We start from the raw sequence: 16,753 nt of genomic DNA, 5'->3' as shown, positions 1-16,753 counted from the left end.
CACCGCAAAGCCGCCCGCCCGCTACGGCGCCATGGGAGGGCGCGCGTGCGGACGGCTTTGCTCTACCGAGCTACACCATCACCGGGGACACGACCCATACCTAGGATAGGTTCAACTTTCGAGTGTCTCAGCCGGGGCGTGATCTTTGCCAAAACGAACGAACCTGCTTGATCACTGAGCGCGCTGAAAGGCACCTCACGATCGGCGGCAATTTGGTGCGAGGCATATGACATCAACTATGAGCGGTACGCAACGGCACCAGCCCGTTAAGGCGGTCAACTCTACGCAGGGTCATCATTTACGGGCGAGGCTTTCGATGAGTGTGAAGACGCCATCTCACCGTTTGCACGGAGAAATCGCGTAAGCCTATGCGCAAGATAATCGGCTTCATACAACATAATACTAATTCTTAGAGAGCGTTGTTTTTCGCCATCTCGGCAGCGCGCGGCAACCAAACTCCCGCGCTCGCCTTTAACGGATCAGAGCTGCGGCAACCAAATAATCAAACGTGAGATTGTCGTAGCCTGTAGAACCATTGGCGCTGCTATTAGCTGCGCTAATATCAAGACATTTGTGCGTCAACGGCACTTGCTATGTCCCTGACTGAAAGCGGGCGGCATTCCTCGCGCTAAGCTAACAGCGCGATGTTCACCCGCAAAGGCATCAATACAGGAGCCTACTCCCCCGACGAAGGAGGGAGGCGGGACAACCATTTTCACTGCAAGCAATAGGATACACTATGAAAATAAGCACCGATCGGATCCTCACGACTCATGTCGGTAGTCTGCCGCGGCCGCCCTCACTGGAGGAGAAGCTGCTCGCGAAAGAAAAGGGAAAATTGGACCCCGCCGCTGGCTTGTTACTAGCTGGTGATGTCAGCTCGGCGGTCGCGGACGTGGTGAAGAAGCAGGCCAGCATCGGCTTGACCGTTGTCGACGATGGCGAGATGAGCAAATACGCCTATGCGACCTATGCGCGGGAGCGCATGACAGGCCTGACCGGAGTTGATCAACCACTCGCGCTATCCGAATTGGCAGAGTTTTCGAATTTCGCGAAGAGGGTCAATCTAGACATCAAGACGCCGGCCTGCGTTGGGCCGCTTGAGTATCAGGGAAATCCGGCTGTTGCGACCGATATCGCCAACCTCAAGAAGGCGCTCGATATGGTTTCTGTCGAGGAAGCGTTCATGAACGCATCCTCTCCCGGAATCATGGCTCATTACATGCCGAACAGTTTCTATCCATCCCAAGAAGCCTACCTCTATGCGCTGGCCGATGCGATGAAGCAGGAGTACGATGCCATCGCAGATTCAGGGCTTCTCCTCCAGATCGATTGTCCGGATCTCGCGCTCGGCCGCCATTTCCGAGCCAGTCCGATGGGTGTTGCGGAATTCCGCAAGGAAATCGCGCTTCACGTCGAAGTGCTCAATCATGCTCTGCGCGACATCCCCGCCGATCGGATGCGCCTGCATCTCTGTTGGGGCAACTATGAGTCGCCGCATCATCACGACATCGATCTTCACGAGATCTTCGACATCGTCATCAAGGCGCGGCCAATGGCGCTGTTGCTTGAGGCGGCAAATCCACGTCATTCGCATGAATGGAGCCTGTTCAAGGAAACCAGACTGCCCGAAGACAAGGTCATCGTGCCCGGCGTCATCGATACCTGCACGAACTATATCGAGCACCCCGAAGTCGTGGCGCAGCGCATCGAACAATATGCCAATCTGGTCGGGCGAGAGCGCGTGATCGCCGGCACGGATTGCGGCTTCGCCAGCTTCGCAACATTCCACACTGTCGATCCGGATATTGCCTGGCGCAAGCTCGAATCGCTAGCACAAGGCGCTGAGATTGCATCTCGCCGGCTCTGGAGCGCCAACTCCAGCCGATCTAATCAAGCCATCGCATCCTGAAAACGTGACACGCTCGCAAATATCACAAATGAAAATCATCCAAATCACCGACCTTCACCTGGTTCCAACAGGTGAGCATCTGTTCGATACTGATCCAGGTGAACGCCTAAGTGCCTGTCTTGCCGACGTCGCCAAGCACCATTCAGACGCTGCGCTTTGTGTCATTACAGGTGATCTCGCCCATCACGGCGAGAGGAGCGCCTATCTTCGCCTGCGCAAAGCACTCGAGGTCTTGCCGATGCCGGTGCGGCTTCTGATGGGCAATCACGATGATCGCGACAATTTCTGCAACGTATTTCCTGATGCTCCCATAGACGATACCGGCTTCGTCCAGTCGGCGCTAGACACGCCAGCCGGGCGCTTTCTTTTTCTCGACACCAAGCGTTCCGACAGCCATGCGGGCCATTATTGTGCGAAGCGCCAGGCCTGGCTTCGCGCGCGCCTGGAAGAGGCGAAAGGCAAACCGATTTATCTGTTCATGCATCACCCACCACTCTCAGTTCATTTTCGGCCTGCGGATGAGCTGATGCTTGGCGATGGCGAGGCCTTCGGAAGCATCCTTCAGGGACATTCTATCCGCCATCTGTTCTTCGGACATGTGCATCGGCCGATCGCCGGAAGTTGGCAGCGGATTCCCTTCTCGACCCTGCGCGGGCTCAATCATCAAGTGTGGCTCGATTTTGAGCGTAGTCGAGGAATTCCCTGCAGCATGGAGCCGCCGGCCTATGCGATCGCATTTTTGAATGCAGATGCTGTGGTGATCCATACCCACGACTTTCTCGATACAAGCGCGAAGTATCTGTACGATCCCGACCTTCCCGTCGAGCGTCAAGTCGTTCCTATGGCGCGAGCGACCGAACCCTAATTCCGCACGCGGCGAGATCCCGTTCCTCGCTGGCGACCGTCAAGCCTGCCTCTCCGTCGTCTGGCCCCGGCGGCAGTAGTCGTTCGCGCCATTGAGTTCCTTATTCGAGTTTCGAAGGAGCATTCTCATGAATTTGTCCCGTCGCTCGTTTCTCCGCTCTTCTGCAGCAGTCTCCGCAGCGTCCATCGCCGGCTCATTTGCCAGCCGCGCTTGGGCGGCCTCGGACACCGTCGCTATTGCCTCACTGCATGATTTGTCGGGGCCATTCGACATCTATGGCGCTCCATCGCATTTGTGCATGAAGATCGCTGTAGAGGAGATCAATGCTGCCGGCGGTCTACTTGGAAAAAAGATCGACCTCAAGATCTACGACGCTCAGTCCGACATCAACAGGTACCCGCAATACGCACAAAAGGCTCTCCTGAACGACCGGTGCGTGATGCTTCAGGGCGCCATGACCGGTGCGGCCCGAGAAGCAACGCGGCCGATTATGCGCCGTTACAAGGTGCCGTTCTTTTACGGCTCGCTCTACGAAGGCGGCCTCTGCGAGAAAAATTCGTTCTGTGTCAACACGGGTGGCAACCAGCAGGTTGTCCCGCTGCTCGAATGGTCGTTCCAGAACATTGGCAAGAAGCTTTACTATATTGCATCAGATTATAACGCGCCGCGCAATTTCGGCATCTGGAACCATGTGGTAGCGAAGCGCGAAGGCGGCGAGGTGCTGGCGGAGGACTATTATCCGTTAGACGTCACGGATTTCACGGCAGCTATCGCAAAAATCCAGGCGGCGAAGCCCGATATCGTCCATTCCTGCCTCGTCGGCGGCCCGGCCATGGCTTTCTATCGCCAGTGGGCAGCAGCTGGAATGCTCAAGAAAATTCCGATCATCTCGATCGTCTTCGGCGCGGGCAATGAGCACGAAGTTCTCGCGCCAGAAGAAAGCGATGGTGTGGTCGTCGCTTACAATTATTTCCAGGAACTCGACACGCCGAAAAACCAGGAATTCCTGGCAAAGCTCGATGCCTCCGTCGGCAAGGCTCGTCCCTACATCAATGGTGATGCTTTCGGTGGCTACAGTGGCGTGATGCTCTGGGCGGAAGCCGTCAAGCGCGCCGGCAGTTTCGAGCGCGAGGCCGTCACCGCGGCGTTCGAAAGCGGCATTCGGTGGGAGGGACCGGCGGGTGTCATGACCACCGACGGTCCCACCCATAACACCACGCAAGACGTTCACATCATCACCGTCAAGAACCGCGTCTGGAGTCTGATTCAGAAGAAGGGGCAGATTCCGCCGGACACCTATGGCGGCAGATGCAATGTCTTCACCAATCCGAACCAGACGGATTTCCTGATGCCTTGATTTGAACCGGCGGCGCTTACGGCATCGTACCCCGGAAGGGAATGTCTACTTTGCTGGCCGAACGGCCGATAACGCGGCGCCGCGCCAGACGAAACACGCGCGTCCATGGGCGGCACCTTGTCTCGTCTTCTCTTCAACACTCGAAGGAGCATTCACATGAAACTATCTCGTCGTACGTTTCTCGGCGCTTCTGCGGCGATCTCGGGGGCAACCATCGCTGGCGCACTTTCTGGCCGCGCCTGGGCCGCATCCGACACTATTGCTATCGCCTCCCTACACGACTTGTCGGGACCTCTCGATATTTATGGTGTGCCGTCGAACCTGTGCATGAAGGTCGCCGTCGAGGAGATCAATGCCGCCGGCGGCCTGCTCGGCAAAAAGGTCGAACTTAAGGTTTATGACTGCCAGTCCGACATCAACAAGTACCCGCAATACGCTCAGAAAGCGGTGCTCAATGATCGGGTCGTCATGGTGCAAGGTGCGCTCAGCGGCGCCGCGCGCGAGGCGACGCGCCCCGTTCTGCGCAAGCACAAGATACCGTTTATCTATGGTTCCTTTTACGAGGGCGGGCTCTGTGAGAAGAATACCTTCTGCGTCAATACGGGCGGCAACCAGCAAGTCGTTCCGCTGCTCGAATGGTCGTTCAAGAACCTCGGCAAGAAGCTTTATTATATTGCGTCGGACTACAATGCCCCCCGCAATTTCGGCATTTGGAATCACGTGATGGCCAAGCGCGAAGGTGGTCAGGTGTTGGCCGATGACTACTACCCGCTGGATGTCACTGATTTCACCGCCGCCATTGCAAAAATCCAGGCCGCCAAACCGGACATCGTGCATTCCTGCCTCGTTGGGGGTCCGGCCATGTCATTCTATCGGCAATGGGCCGCGGCCGGCATGCTGAACAAGATTCCGATCATCTCTATCGTGTTCGCCGCGGGTAATGAGCACGAGGTACTTGCTCCGGAGGAAACCGATGGCGTGATCGTCGCTTACAACTACTTCCAGGAACTCGACACGCCCAGGAACAAGGAGTTTTTGGCCAAGGTCGAAGCCGTGGCCGGAAAGAATCATCCTTACATCAACGGTGAAGTGTTCGGTGGTTACAGCGGCGTCATGCTTTGGGCCGAAGCCGTCAAACGTGCCGGCAGCTTCGAACGGCAGGCGGTTCTGGCGGCTCTCGAAAGCGGCATCCGCTGGGAAGGTCCGGCCGGGGTCATGACCACGGATGGTCCCACTCACAACACGACGCAAGACGTTCACATCATCAAGGTCAAGAACCGCGTCTGGAACCTGATCGAGAAGAAAGAGCAGATTGCGCCGGACACATATGGCGGCAAATGCAACGTCTTCACCAATCCGAATCAGACCGAATTCCTGATGCCGCAGATCTAGGGGCCGGCGCGCGCGGCGCCGCATTCTGCGGCGCCGCAGCTTCATTCGCCTGTCTCCCGTTTTCGCAAGCCGAGATAGATCATGGACCAGTTCGTCATATTGTGTTTTGCGGTGGTCAATTCGATTGCGCTTCTTGCCCTGATTAGCCTGGGGCTTGCCGTCATTTTCGGAATGATGCGCGTCATCAACTTTGCCCACGGCGAATTCATCATGCTTGGCGGCTACGCCACCGTGATTGCAAATCATGCCGGGGTGAATCTTTGGCTCTCCATGTTCGTTGTCTCGCCCATGGTCGTCGGCCTGATCGGCGCTGTGGCTGAGCGCCTCATCATTCGGCGGCTCTACGGTCATCTGGTCACGACGATGCTGGCAACTTGGGGACTTAGCCTCTTCCTGATTGGTGCGGTGACAGCCATCTTCGGCAACACGACGTTGGGCGTGAGCGCACCACTTGGCAATATTACGATTGGTGCCTATTCCATCGGCGCTTACCAGCTGTTCCTGATCGCGGTCACGGCTCTGCTCGTCGTGTGCTCCCTGTTGGCGCTGCACTGGACGAAATATGGGCTGATCGCTCGGGCAGCGATGCAGAATGCGGAAATGGCGGCGACCCTTGGGGTCGATTGCGATCGCGTTTATGCGACCACCTTCATCATCGGCGCGGCAACCAGTGGCCTCGCCGGCGCGCTGCTTGCGCCGATATCGGGCGTGCTTCCGCATATGGGGGCTGCTTATGTCGCCCGCGCCTTCGTGACCGTGATCAGCGGTGGCGGAGCTCTCATCACGGGCTTCCTGTCAGCCGCAACGATCCTTGGGCCGGTGGAAGCGCTACTGTCCTATTTCGCAACGCCTGTGGTCGGCCAAGCCTCACTGTTACTTTTGGCCGTGATCATCCTGCGCCTGTTTCCGACGGGCGTCTCCAGCTTGTGGACCGGAGGGCGATAAAATCATGCTGCGCCACATCAAAAACGCCCTGTTTCCATTCGCTCTCGTGCTCGCCGCTTTTACCGGGCCCTTCGTTCTGGAGCCGTTCGACCTCGTCAATTTGTCCGCCTTTTCGGCCATGGCGATTGCAGCGCTTGGACTTGCCTTCGTTTGGGGGACGCTCGGGATCCTCAACCTCGGACACTCTGTGTTTTTTGGTGTCGGTGCGTATGCCTATGCCATCACGGTCTCAACTTTCGGCGACAGCACGCTTGCCGTGCTGATCGGGACCATGCTGCCGATCGTATTCTCGCTCGTGCTCGGCTCATGCCTGTTTTTCAGCCGGCTGGGTGATGTCTATCTCGGCGTCATAACGCTCTGCGTGACGTTGATCTTCTATTCTTTCATGACGTCGACCGCGGATCCCTGGTTTCACATCGGGCCGGTGCCGTTAGGCGGCTTCAACGGCATTACAGCGATCCCATCGCTCAATGTGCCAGGCGATCCGCAGGCCTTCTTATCTACGGAAGCGACCTTTTCGATCTGCCTGCTGGCCCTGGCGGGGGCTTATATTCTGCTCTCGCTTGTGCGTTCGAGCGATGCCGGTCGAATCATGACGGCGATCCGCGAAAACGAGTTGCGGAGCGAGCTCCTGGGCTACGACATCCGCTTCTACAAGCTCCTCGGTTTTGCTTTGAGTGCTGCCATTGCCGGGTTCGGCGGGACGCTTTACACAGCGGTGATGGGATTCGTCAGCCCAAACGTCTTTGATCTTCCGCAAGCCTCGCAATTCGTTCTGTGGGTGATCGCTGGCGGCCTTGGGACCTTTGTCGGACCCGTGGTTGCAAGTTTCGCCTTTCAGCTTCTAAGTTGCCAGCTTGGTGCCAATCAGGTTTTCAACACAGAGCTGATTTTCGGCGCGACGATCGTCTTATTCGTCCTGCTGGCGCCGCAAGGCCTTCAGCCGATGATTGTTCGTATGGCAAATCTAAAGCTCACATACCGTTCTGGCATCTTCAGGCGGAAGGAGAAACCGGCATGAGCGGGTTTCCCATTCTCGCAACCCGCGGGCTCGTCAAACGGTTCGGCGGCGTTGCCGCAGTCGACGGCGTGGACCTGGTCGTAGATGCGGGCGAAATCCGCTGCCTGATTGGCCCAAATGGTGCTGGCAAGAGTACGTTGTTCAAATGCCTCACGCACCAACACCAGCCAACCAGTGGGCATGTTCTGTTCGAGGGCCGGGATCTTCAGGGCCTGCCGACCCACCTCATTGCCCGCCGTGGCATTGCGATCAAAAACCAGATTCCCAGCATCTACGCCAATCTGGACGTCCGCGAGAATATACGGCTGGCCACGCTGCGAAGGAAACTAACGAAGCGCGAATTGGACAGAGCCGTTGATTTGGTCTTAGCCGAAATCGGCTTCGACAACCTTCTCGCCGAACGACCGGCTGCGACCCTCTCGCACGCGCATCGCCAATGGTGCGAGCTCGGCATGCTGCTCGCCAGCGATCCGCGTCTTGCTCTTCTGGACGAGCCAACCGCCGGCATGACACGCGAGGAGATGCTGAGGACCGTCGACATCATCAAGCGGCTCAATGCTACTGCCACCGTGATCGTGGTCGAGCACGACCTTGAGTTCATTGCCCGTCTCGCCCAGAAGGTCACCGTCCTGCACAGAGGAAAGGTACTGGTGGAAGACAGCATGGAGCGGATCGAGGCGAACGAAACCGTTCGGGACATCTACCTCGGCCGCAAGAAGGACGCAGCCTATGCTGAAGGTTGATCGCTTGAGCGCCGGATATGGCAAGACGCGGGTTTTGCGCGGACTAAGTTTCGATCTCGCGGCTCAGGAAATCCTAGGCATCGTCGGCCTGAACGGGATGGGCAAAACGACCTTGCTCAAGACGATCATGGGTCTGCTTCCAGCGGAGGACGGCAAGATCCAACTGGACGGTGTTGCGATCGAAGGTCTGGCCGCGCACCGGCGCAGCCGGATGGGCTTCGGCTACACTCCACAGGGTGGAGCGGGGTTTCCCGGCCTGACGGTCAAGGAAACTCTCCTGCTCGCAGGCCTGATGCCAGGCGCAGGCCATGCCAAGTCGCTGGGCGAAATCATGTCGCTCTTTCCGCGGCTTGAGAGGCTTCTTAACCGTCCCAGTGCTGCCTTGAGCGGCGGGGAACGGCAGCTGCTTGCGCTCGCGCGCACCATGGTCAGGTCGCCGCGCCTTCTTCTTCTTGACGAATTGACCGAGGGCATCCAGCCGTCAGTGACCGACGAAATCGCCGAATGCCTTTTGTTGCTCCACCGACGTGAAAGGACCGCAATGGTCATCGCCGACCAGGATCTCAGTTTTCTCGCATCTCTGGTCGGCAGAGCGCTCCTGGTCCAGAAAGGAGAGGTCGCAGCGCAGCGGACGCCTGCCGACCTTCTAACTGACACCGCATTTGAGACGTAAGTGACGATACAGTTGGCGCTTCGCAGCCGCGAGGCAGGGTGGATCCAGGTCGGTGCGGGACGTCGACGGAAGGAGCGCCGAGGTCAAACGGACGATCTTAGTGTGGTCGTATGCGCCGGGCAGCTCGTGACGGCGGCACGGCATCGCACCACAAAGCGTCTACCCTTCCTTCAAATGCACGGAGGTTGGCGCTCGAGAGCCCGCCCAAATCAACTTTGACGGACGGCCGGAGATCATCAGGGCGCTGCGCGAGTGGGACGGCTCACAAAAAGCTCATGTCTTACTTGATCACGGGAATGCGCGTTTGCAGCTAGAGGTCACAAGCAAGATCAGCGGTTACATGTCGGAGCATATCATCTTATCTCCGGCCTTTTCCTAAGGAGTTGCTCCAGCTTGGAAAGGATTATTTGAAACAAAACTACATCGACGAGGCGCTAATCGAGCGGGAGCGATCCAATGGCCAATTACATCTTTATCTCAAGTGCACCTCGGCTTTGAACCTGCATTCTCTCTGGCGGTCCCGGCTGAGAGTGCTAACAAATGCGCGATGCTGTTTGGCACTGATTTTCTTGGAAGTGGCCCATTAACAAGGATTTCAGCAAGCTTCGATATGCTCATGGCAAGCTACCCTCTAACCGTTGATGCACAAGGATCCTCGCTCGCGCTATGAGGCGAGATATAGCCGGATGAGCAAGGAAGCTTTCAACTGCGGAAGCTCTTATAAGAGCCATTTCGTCGCCGACGAGGCGCGCCGTTACGGATCTAAGGCGATACGCTCTAAAGCTAGTCGCGGCTTATTGAACGGAACCAAATGTCCACCTATCGAGACGGACAAACTCGTGAAAGGAGCAACCTTGTACCGGACTCACGACGCTTGGATGAACCGTCCCGTCGGCAGCTATCTGATGACCACGAAGCGTAAGCCCGTGCCCATTTGAACAGGTCATAGAAGCCTTAAAACGCTCGATCACCGATGGATGGCAGGGCGCCCAGTGCATCTTCGGTGGATCTGTGGTCACTTTGTCAAACCGAGCAATCCCGACATATCGAAGACGCCGCGCGCCATATGCTCCGTTACTTCTGTCAAACCGAGAACATAGCCACTGATAAATCGCAGCAAGCCATCGCCACAGCATCAAAGTCGACCACGCGAAAGTAAGTTCACGAGCCTCAGGGTCATCGCCTGAGTACTAACTTGGAATCGCTTTGCGAGACTTTGAATGTGTGCTTCGTCATCAATATCAAATACAAAGCCAGACAAATCATTTCTCAAAAAACTTTCCGGCATCAACAGCGACGCCGCAAACGCGTTCGATTCAATCTCTTCTACGTCTTCCGCTGTCGACGATTCCGGTGAGCGGAGGTTCACGCGAAAGGCAGTATCAACTCTTACCTCTTTGCCCTCATGAAGCATCATGTGGCCGAGTTCATGTGCAATAGTGAACCGTCTTCTCGTGGGAGGCTGCTTTTTCTCGACCGCTATAATCGAAACGCCATTCTGCCGTAGCAAAAGCCCCGAAATCTCGTTATTGAATTGACGGACAACAATAGAAGCGCCCTCTCCGTGGGCTATGTCTTCTACTGGTACAGCAGGTCCTCGCACGCGATACTTCTGCAGAAGCTCTGCTGTCAGCCCATCGATCTTCCCGTAACGGGCGCGCAACACGGTCATGCGCGTCTCCTAATTGGGCTTTTCTTGACTGAAGTTATCCAGCGTTGAACCGTCGGCATCTGCCCCATAGGCAGTTCACCCGTCGAAACAACTTTCTCGTGCTTGATCGAAGGAAGTAAGTCAGACGCGTGCACGCCGAGCGCCGCAGCGATATCTACGAGTTGGTCGACGAGAAGGCGCTGCCGTCCGCACTCGATATTAGTAATTGCCGTTCGTGAGAGACTTACGCGGTCACCAAGCGCAGCTTGCGTCAATTTTCCTTTGCGCGCCGCGCGGATGCGACGCCCGAGCTCTTCATTAAAGGTGTCTGGCATTACCCGTCTGATTCTGTAGCTGAATTTTGAGAAAAGGTAGTCGCCAGACCTTCGTATGTCAACCTGGCAAACATTTCGAACCCGCGAGACAGTTTGTAAAATTGACTTACTTTGCTGCCGACGATATAAACTATGTCAGGCGGCAAGTCCGGCGATTCGGCCTTGGCCTGTTTTTGCGGAGAACCTGATGGATCAGGCACTTGACGATAAGGCCGGTGAAGCCGATGCGCATAAGGAGCACGATGTCGCCGTTGCCGTAATCACCCCCGTCGGGGTCTACCCCGATGAGGACGACTTCCGGCGCGTTGCGGAAAGCACGATCATTGAGAAGGTGCTGCAGGAAGCGGCAACGAAGCTCAAGATCACCAACACGACCGATTGGGTCGCAAAGGTGGATGGCCGCCAGCTCAACGTGAACCACACGTTCAAGCAGGAGCACCTGTCCGGCATAGTCGAGATCGAGTATCACAAGCATGAGGGCGGCGGCGGTGCATGAAGCCCTTGCCAGGGTAAATTTCGAGCGAGACGTCGCGATGCTCACCGAGCGCGTGGCGGCCGCTTGAACCTCGTTGTCCATAGCCGCGACTATCCGATCCTCGACGTGACGGTGCAACACACTCAGCCGGTACGTCTTCGTTTTCAGGGCGACAGTTTTGACGAGTTGCCGCCGCTGGTGACCATTCTTCACCCCGACGGCACAGCCCATAGAGGACCGTTTCCCCCTGGCGGCGTATTCAACGCTGGCCCTCATAGCAAGCATGGTGGCCCGTTCGTTTGTATGCGGGGCTCACGCGACTATCACACCCATCACTTGGAGGATGCGTGGTCCAACTATCGCGGGCAAGACGGCATGGGGATCGTCGGCATTCTCATGCAACTGGCAAGCGTCTGGAGAAAGGGCACGTAATGGCCATTTCGCTTCGTTGCGCGCCTACCCTTATCGACGAGACATTGGAGAGTCTTCGCAAGGCGGGACGGGAAGGAACCGAAGGGGTCGTCCTTTGGCTGGCAGCAAGGCCGCTCGCTAGCGATACCGCGATTCAACAAGTCTTTGTCCCCGAGTATTTCGCGCGGAAGGATGTCTTCCGCATCCCCCCGTCGGGCATGACTGCCTTGATGTCGCATTTGCGAACACAAAAGCTCGCCCTGGCTGCTCAGGTTCATTCACATCCTGGTCGCGCCTATCATTCGCTCGCGGACGACGCCTGGGCGATCGTCCGGCACGAAGGCGCCCTCTCGATCGTCGTGCCGGACTTCGCAATGCACGCGACCTCCCACAACTTCCTTGAGGGCTCAGAGACGTATTGCCTCTCTTCCGCTGACAAGTGGCTTCATGTGCCGAAGCGAGAGATTTCTGACTACCTGCGGATAACTGCATGATCACACCTGCTCAAGAAAATCAGCGAATGCTTGCCCGCATCCTCGGCATTGATGAGGACCGCGCCGCCCTACAACTCGCACAGACATTTGCAATCACCGCCGGTCAAGACGAGCCGACCCATTTTGCGAATGAACTTCAAGCGCAACTGGAACGGACCGTCAGAGCCGCGCCTGCGGATGCTAGCTCCGACATCGAAATCGTCATACACGCGCCCCCCATCCGAACGGCCAAGAAGCGGCTGTTCGTCGAAATTTCCTCCGACCGCGTTGTGATCTCAAGCAGTCCGTTGGAGAATGCCGCAGCGGCTCCTCTTCACGGGATTCAACGAATGATCGCGGCCTGTTACTGTGCAGGCGTCGTGCTTGCAGCACTCATCGACGGAATCGACAAGGAAGCAGTCACAGATCCCTTCACCGTGCGGTTTGACGCTTTGGGAGCGACCAAGGATGTGTTAGCGACCCCGATCGCTCTTGAGGACACCGTACTGGTCGGAGCAGGCGCGGTCGGCAATGGATTTCTGCGTGCCGCGCGTCATCTGGACATCTTTGGCGAACTGGTCGTGGCGGACCCTAAAGTTGTTGGCTCGGGCAATCCAAACCGGTGCCTATATTTTACTCCGGATGATGAGAAGGAGCCCAAGGCGCCCACGCTTACAATGCGTGCTCAGTCCGATTTTCCGCGACTAAAGTTGCTTCCCCACGTCGGAACGCTGCATGACATCGTCGAACAACAAGGACGCATTCGGCGTGTCATCGTTGGGGCCGACAGCCGCCTTGCACGCCGCTCTGTACAAAACGACCTGCCGTTTGAGGTCCTTGATGCTTCAACGACCGGAACCGCAGAAATCATTGTTCACTCGCATCGCGAGCCCAACAGGGGCGCGTGCCTTAGCTGCATTTACCCTCACATCCCCGATGAACTGTCGCGTGCTCGCGAGATCGCTGCTGGACTTGGCCTCGAATTGTCCGACGTGACCGAGAGTGAACGAATTGATGCGCGTATCGCAAAAGTGCTCGCAGCAAAACACAGCGGCCTCGATGAGGCAGCTCTCGTCGGAGTGGCTTTCGACAGTCTCTTCAAACAGCTGTGCGCCGAGCAGACTCTGCTAAGCGCAACAGGAGAGCAGACGCTCGCGCCTTTTGCATTCGTTTCCAATCTTGCCGGCGCCATGCTTGCGCTCGAACTTGCACGCCTTAAGTCCGGCGCCCGCATTGCAGACGGCAAGAACTATATGTTCCTCAGCCCCTGGTCACCGCCGCATTCGTTCACGCGCCGTATGCGCCCCCCCATTCACGATTGCGAATTTTGCGGGCGCGACACGTCACACGATGCCCTCGCAATCGTGTGGCCTGAACTCAAAACCGGCACGTTGCCGCGAATCGCCTCAAACAAGCAACAGGGGGATGGTAGATAATGCGTTGCCGCACCTTCACTGCGAGTTCGAAATACCCGACGATTGGCTTGTCGAGCCAGGTGCATTAGGTTTTGCGCCCAAGCGAGCAGCTTATCGGTCAGTTCTTTCGGCAGCGGCGGCACCCTTGACCGAGGTGGAGCCGCCCGCACGGCTAGCGGGCTATCCACTGTCCTGGCACGGCCTGGACCGCACGCGGCTTGTGCTCCTCCTAAATGGTATGGTGACGGACGCTGAGATCGAGCCTGTGCCTGTCGTTGAAATGCCGTTCGTTGATCTTGTGTCATCTCCTTCGCCTCCGCATAGCGAACGGCGTCCATCGATTTTATGCCGCGGTCGCGATGGGGTACTCCCACCTCCCTGCGGACCTCTGAAACAGACTATCGGGAAAAGCAGCCTAACCAAGATATGGCGCATAAGTGGATTCAACCGAAGAACTCTTTCATATCGCCGACAAGGCCGTGAAACCGTTGGCTGAGATACAGTCTGACAGTCTTCAGAAGCCACTTGCCGCGATCGAACGCGATGCGCTCCGGACCGTGAGGGCGGCGACCTGATCGCAATTTCAGGCGAGCGTCAAGGTTATGGTCAAGCCACCTCTCCTATTCTGCCTGCAATCCCCATCGCAACAACTAGGACCAAGGCCATTCCAATCATGCCGGCGTTAAAGGATCCAGTCGCATCCTTAAGCGAGCCGACCATGTAGGGGCCAACGAAAGCACCAAAGGCACCGACGGAATTGATGAAGGCGATACCGCCGGCAGCAGCCGCGCCAGTCAGAAAGGTCTGCGGCATCGTGTACAGGATTGTACGCGCAGAGATTGTGCCCACAAGAGCAAGCGTTAAGCATGTGAGCGTGGTCAAGAGAGACGAGAGGACCGCCGAAAGGACGAGACCAATTGCACCCAGCATCAACGCAGCCATCAGATTGTAGATCTTGTACCCCTTGCGATCGACAAGCCCGGCCCAGAATAACATGCCTACGCTTACAAAAAGATATGGCAAGGCAGAAAGCCAACCAACCTGCATGTCGCTTATGTTGTGAGTCTTTAGAATTAAAGGAAGCCAGATTCCAATTCCGAATGAGCCTATCGTGAAAGCGAACACGATACCCGTCAACATCAAAACACGGACATCTTTGATTGCGAGCCAAACGTCTTTTTTAACATTCGTGTGCTCTTCCCTGGCAAGTTCTTGGAGCAGCGCTTCCCGCTCTCCAGGCGTCAGCCACGACGCCTCAGTCGGCTTGTCGGCAAGCAGCACGAAGCAGAGCAGTCCGAGAAGGCAAGCCGGAAGTCCCTCAAGCACGAACATCCATTGCCAGCCCGCCAATCCGCCTAGTCCATCCATTTGGAGTAGGCAGGCAGAGAGAGGATTGCCGATCAAGGAGGACAGCGGTGTTGCAGCCATGAACCAGGCGAGCGCCCGCGTCCGTGATCGCACCGGAAACCATATCGAAAGATACCAAATCACTCCAGGGAAGAAGCCTGATTCAAACGCTCCCAGAAGCAAACGGACCAAATAGAAACTGTACGGTCCGACTACAAATGCCGTCGAGGCCGCCGCAACACCCCAGGTGATCATGATGCGAGCGAACCAGCGGCGTGCCCCGAAGCGATACATGATCATGTTGCTGGGCACTTCCAGCACGCAATAACTGACAAAGAGAATTCCTGCGCCCCAGCCGAATTGGCTAGGACTCAAGCCGATGGCTCTGTTCATTTGCAGCGCAGCGATGCCAACGCTGCTGCGATCAATGTTATTGAAAAGATAACCTAGTACCAAAAGGGGTAAAAGTCGCCGCGTGTTTTTGGCAACAGCGCTGGCGACCAAGGCGGACCTCGCCTCAGTGTCCGCCATTTAGTTCTCCTTCCGCAGCCAGCAACGTCTTTCATCCCGGAGCGGGATGGCTATCGGAACCGAAGGTGGAAAGACGTGAACCACAGGTATTGTTAGTCCAACGCATGATAGGGCGCGTCATCTAAGGCCAAGCTATCGTACTGCTCTCGAGCGGCAGCATTCGGCGGCTGTTCAGAATGATTCCGTCTCGCAAGTCCAAGCACCGCGCGGGCTTCAGCTGGTGTTGCGGGCTCGCAACCAAGTTCTCGGATAACGCGCACCGTTTTCTCGACGAGTCCTACATTCGTAGCAAGTACTCCCTGTTCGAGGTACAAATTGTCTTCCAGGCCAACACGAACGTGACCACCGGCGAGCACTGCGTGAGTGGTTGCGGGCAACTGAGCGCGACCGACCCCGCTGACGCAAAACATGGCTTTTTTCGGCAGATTACTGATGAGCATGTCGAGGATCCGAGGCGTATAAGGCAATCCACCCTGGATTGCGCGATCGGCGCCAAGGACGAAGTTGATCCAATATGGGGGCCTGTCGATCCCTTCATTGATCAAGCGCGTGGGATCCTGAAGAAGGTGAGCGAGCGAAAAGCATTCCCATTCGGGCTTGATACCCGCTTTCTGAAAGCATTTTGCCATGATGTCGCACCGCGCCGGCGAGGTGCTCACCAAAACCTCGCGTCCGTTGAAACTGGCGAGAACGGTGTGAGCATCAAATGTCGCCATTTCGGCGCCAGCCTTAAGACCTTTTAGACGCTCTGCGAATATTACCTCGTCAAGACCAGGCTCGATCGGCCGCAGCATGTCACCATCAACGCCCCCGCCCGTGCTATTGTTGATGATGATGTCGCACTTTGCCGTTATTCGCGAGTTGATGTCCTGATAGATCTCTGGATTGCAGGTCGCAGCGTCGTCCGGTCTGCGCGCATGCAGCGCCACGATTGACGCCCCCGCTCCGTGACACCGGTACACATCCTCAGCGATCTCGGCGGGTTGCGTCGGCAGGTGCGGGTTTTGCGACTTCTTCACAACTCCCCCCGTTGGAGCGATCGTGACAATGACCTTTTTCTCGAATGTCATCTGGAGCGTCCTCTTGTTCTCCGTCGCATGAATCCCTCGCCAGCTTTCCGATGCGAGGTCGGCGATTCCGCGCAAGGCTCGGAAGCTTACGCATCTTCCGCGACGATTTGCGCCTGCGCGCCTCCTGCCTTCGGTGT

Annotated in this window: 16 protein-coding genes; 12 read left to right on the top strand and 4 right to left on the bottom strand. The window is 56.9% G+C overall.

Features of this window, described 5'->3' with window-relative positions; translation table 11 throughout:
- Window positions 1–739 precede the first annotated feature (739 nt).
- The 8 genes from GGD63_RS35320 (at window position 740) to GGD63_RS35285 (ending at window position 8,908) form a co-directional block, all read left to right on the top strand.
- Complete coding sequence (locus GGD63_RS35320) at window positions 740–1,912, top strand: cobalamin-independent methionine synthase II family protein (RefSeq protein ID WP_183249197.1); 1,173 nt, start codon at window positions 740–742, stop codon at window positions 1,910–1,912.
- A gap of 28 nt (window positions 1,913–1,940) precedes the next feature.
- Complete coding sequence (locus tag GGD63_RS35315; RefSeq protein ID WP_183249195.1) at window positions 1,941–2,777, top strand: phosphodiesterase; 837 nt, start codon at window positions 1,941–1,943, stop codon at window positions 2,775–2,777.
- Between the two features lie 127 nt (window positions 2,778–2,904).
- Window positions 2,905–4,134, top strand: coding sequence for an ABC transporter substrate-binding protein (locus GGD63_RS35310; protein WP_183249194.1), 1,230 nt, complete (start codon window positions 2,905–2,907; stop codon window positions 4,132–4,134).
- Window positions 4,135–4,290: 156 nt separating this feature from the next.
- Window positions 4,291–5,526 (top strand): ABC transporter substrate-binding protein, encoded by a 1,236-nt coding sequence (locus GGD63_RS35305; RefSeq protein WP_183249192.1) that lies wholly within the window; start codon window positions 4,291–4,293, stop codon window positions 5,524–5,526.
- Between the two features lie 81 nt (window positions 5,527–5,607).
- Complete coding sequence (locus tag GGD63_RS35300; protein WP_183249190.1) at window positions 5,608–6,471, top strand: branched-chain amino acid ABC transporter permease; 864 nt, start codon at window positions 5,608–5,610, stop codon at window positions 6,469–6,471.
- 4 nt (window positions 6,472–6,475) lie between these two features.
- Window positions 6,476–7,492 carry a branched-chain amino acid ABC transporter permease gene (locus GGD63_RS35295; protein ID WP_183249188.1) on the top strand — a complete coding sequence of 339 codons (1,017 nt, stop codon included), beginning with the start codon at window positions 6,476–6,478 and terminating at the stop codon, window positions 7,490–7,492.
- The gene (locus GGD63_RS35290) at window positions 7,489–8,235 is read left to right on the top strand and encodes an ATP-binding cassette domain-containing protein (RefSeq protein WP_183249186.1); all 747 of its coding nucleotides are present in this window, start codon (window positions 7,489–7,491) and stop codon (window positions 8,233–8,235) included. Before GGD63_RS35295 ends, GGD63_RS35290 begins: the two co-directional genes overlap by 4 nt.
- The gene (locus GGD63_RS35285; protein ID WP_183249184.1) at window positions 8,222–8,908 is read left to right on the top strand and encodes an ABC transporter ATP-binding protein; all 687 of its coding nucleotides are present in this window, start codon (window positions 8,222–8,224) and stop codon (window positions 8,906–8,908) included. Before GGD63_RS35290 ends, GGD63_RS35285 begins: the two co-directional genes overlap by 14 nt.
- 1,135 nt (window positions 8,909–10,043) lie before the next feature.
- Here GGD63_RS35285 and GGD63_RS35280 read toward each other — a convergent pair.
- Window positions 10,044–10,580: an ImmA/IrrE family metallo-endopeptidase gene (locus GGD63_RS35280; RefSeq protein ID WP_183249182.1), complete on the bottom strand. Its 537-nt coding sequence runs from the start codon at window positions 10,578–10,580 to the stop codon at window positions 10,044–10,046.
- Complete coding sequence (locus tag GGD63_RS35275) at window positions 10,577–10,894, bottom strand: helix-turn-helix domain-containing protein (protein ID WP_183249180.1); 318 nt, start codon at window positions 10,892–10,894, stop codon at window positions 10,577–10,579. The genes GGD63_RS35280 and GGD63_RS35275 overlap by 4 nt, the downstream gene beginning before the upstream one ends.
- 187 nt (window positions 10,895–11,081) lie before the next feature.
- Between GGD63_RS35275 and GGD63_RS35270 the strand changes: the two genes are divergently transcribed.
- The 4 genes from GGD63_RS35270 to GGD63_RS35255 all read left to right on the top strand — a co-directional run bounded on the left by GGD63_RS35270 (window position 11,082) and on the right by GGD63_RS35255 (window position 13,689).
- A complete protein-coding gene (locus tag GGD63_RS35270; protein ID WP_183249178.1) occupies window positions 11,082–11,390 on the top strand; it encodes a hypothetical protein in 309 nt (102 codons plus the stop codon).
- 63 nt (window positions 11,391–11,453) lie between these two features.
- The gene (locus GGD63_RS35265; protein ID WP_183249176.1) at window positions 11,454–11,801 is read left to right on the top strand and encodes a hypothetical protein; all 348 of its coding nucleotides are present in this window, start codon (window positions 11,454–11,456) and stop codon (window positions 11,799–11,801) included.
- Window positions 11,801–12,274, top strand: coding sequence for a hypothetical protein (locus GGD63_RS35260; protein WP_183249174.1), 474 nt, complete (start codon window positions 11,801–11,803; stop codon window positions 12,272–12,274). Before GGD63_RS35265 ends, GGD63_RS35260 begins: the two co-directional genes overlap by 1 nt.
- Window positions 12,271–13,689 (top strand): ThiF family adenylyltransferase, encoded by a 1,419-nt coding sequence (locus GGD63_RS35255; RefSeq protein ID WP_183249172.1) that lies wholly within the window; start codon window positions 12,271–12,273, stop codon window positions 13,687–13,689. The genes GGD63_RS35260 and GGD63_RS35255 overlap by 4 nt, the downstream gene beginning before the upstream one ends.
- Window positions 13,690–14,274: 585 nt before the next feature.
- Here the strand turns inward: GGD63_RS35255 and GGD63_RS35250 are convergent.
- A complete protein-coding gene (locus tag GGD63_RS35250) occupies window positions 14,275–15,546 on the bottom strand; it encodes an MFS transporter (RefSeq protein WP_183249170.1) in 1,272 nt (423 codons plus the stop codon).
- Between the two features lie 92 nt (window positions 15,547–15,638).
- The gene (locus GGD63_RS35245; protein ID WP_183249168.1) at window positions 15,639–16,616 is read right to left on the bottom strand and encodes a 3-keto-5-aminohexanoate cleavage protein; all 978 of its coding nucleotides are present in this window, start codon (window positions 16,614–16,616) and stop codon (window positions 15,639–15,641) included.
- Window positions 16,617–16,753 lie beyond the last annotated feature (137 nt).

The sequence above is a fragment of the Bradyrhizobium sp. cir1 genome (genome assembly GCF_014198245.1).
Classification (GTDB): domain Bacteria; phylum Pseudomonadota; class Alphaproteobacteria; order Rhizobiales; family Xanthobacteraceae; genus Bradyrhizobium.
This window is presented reverse-complemented; position numbering and strand designations above follow the sequence as displayed.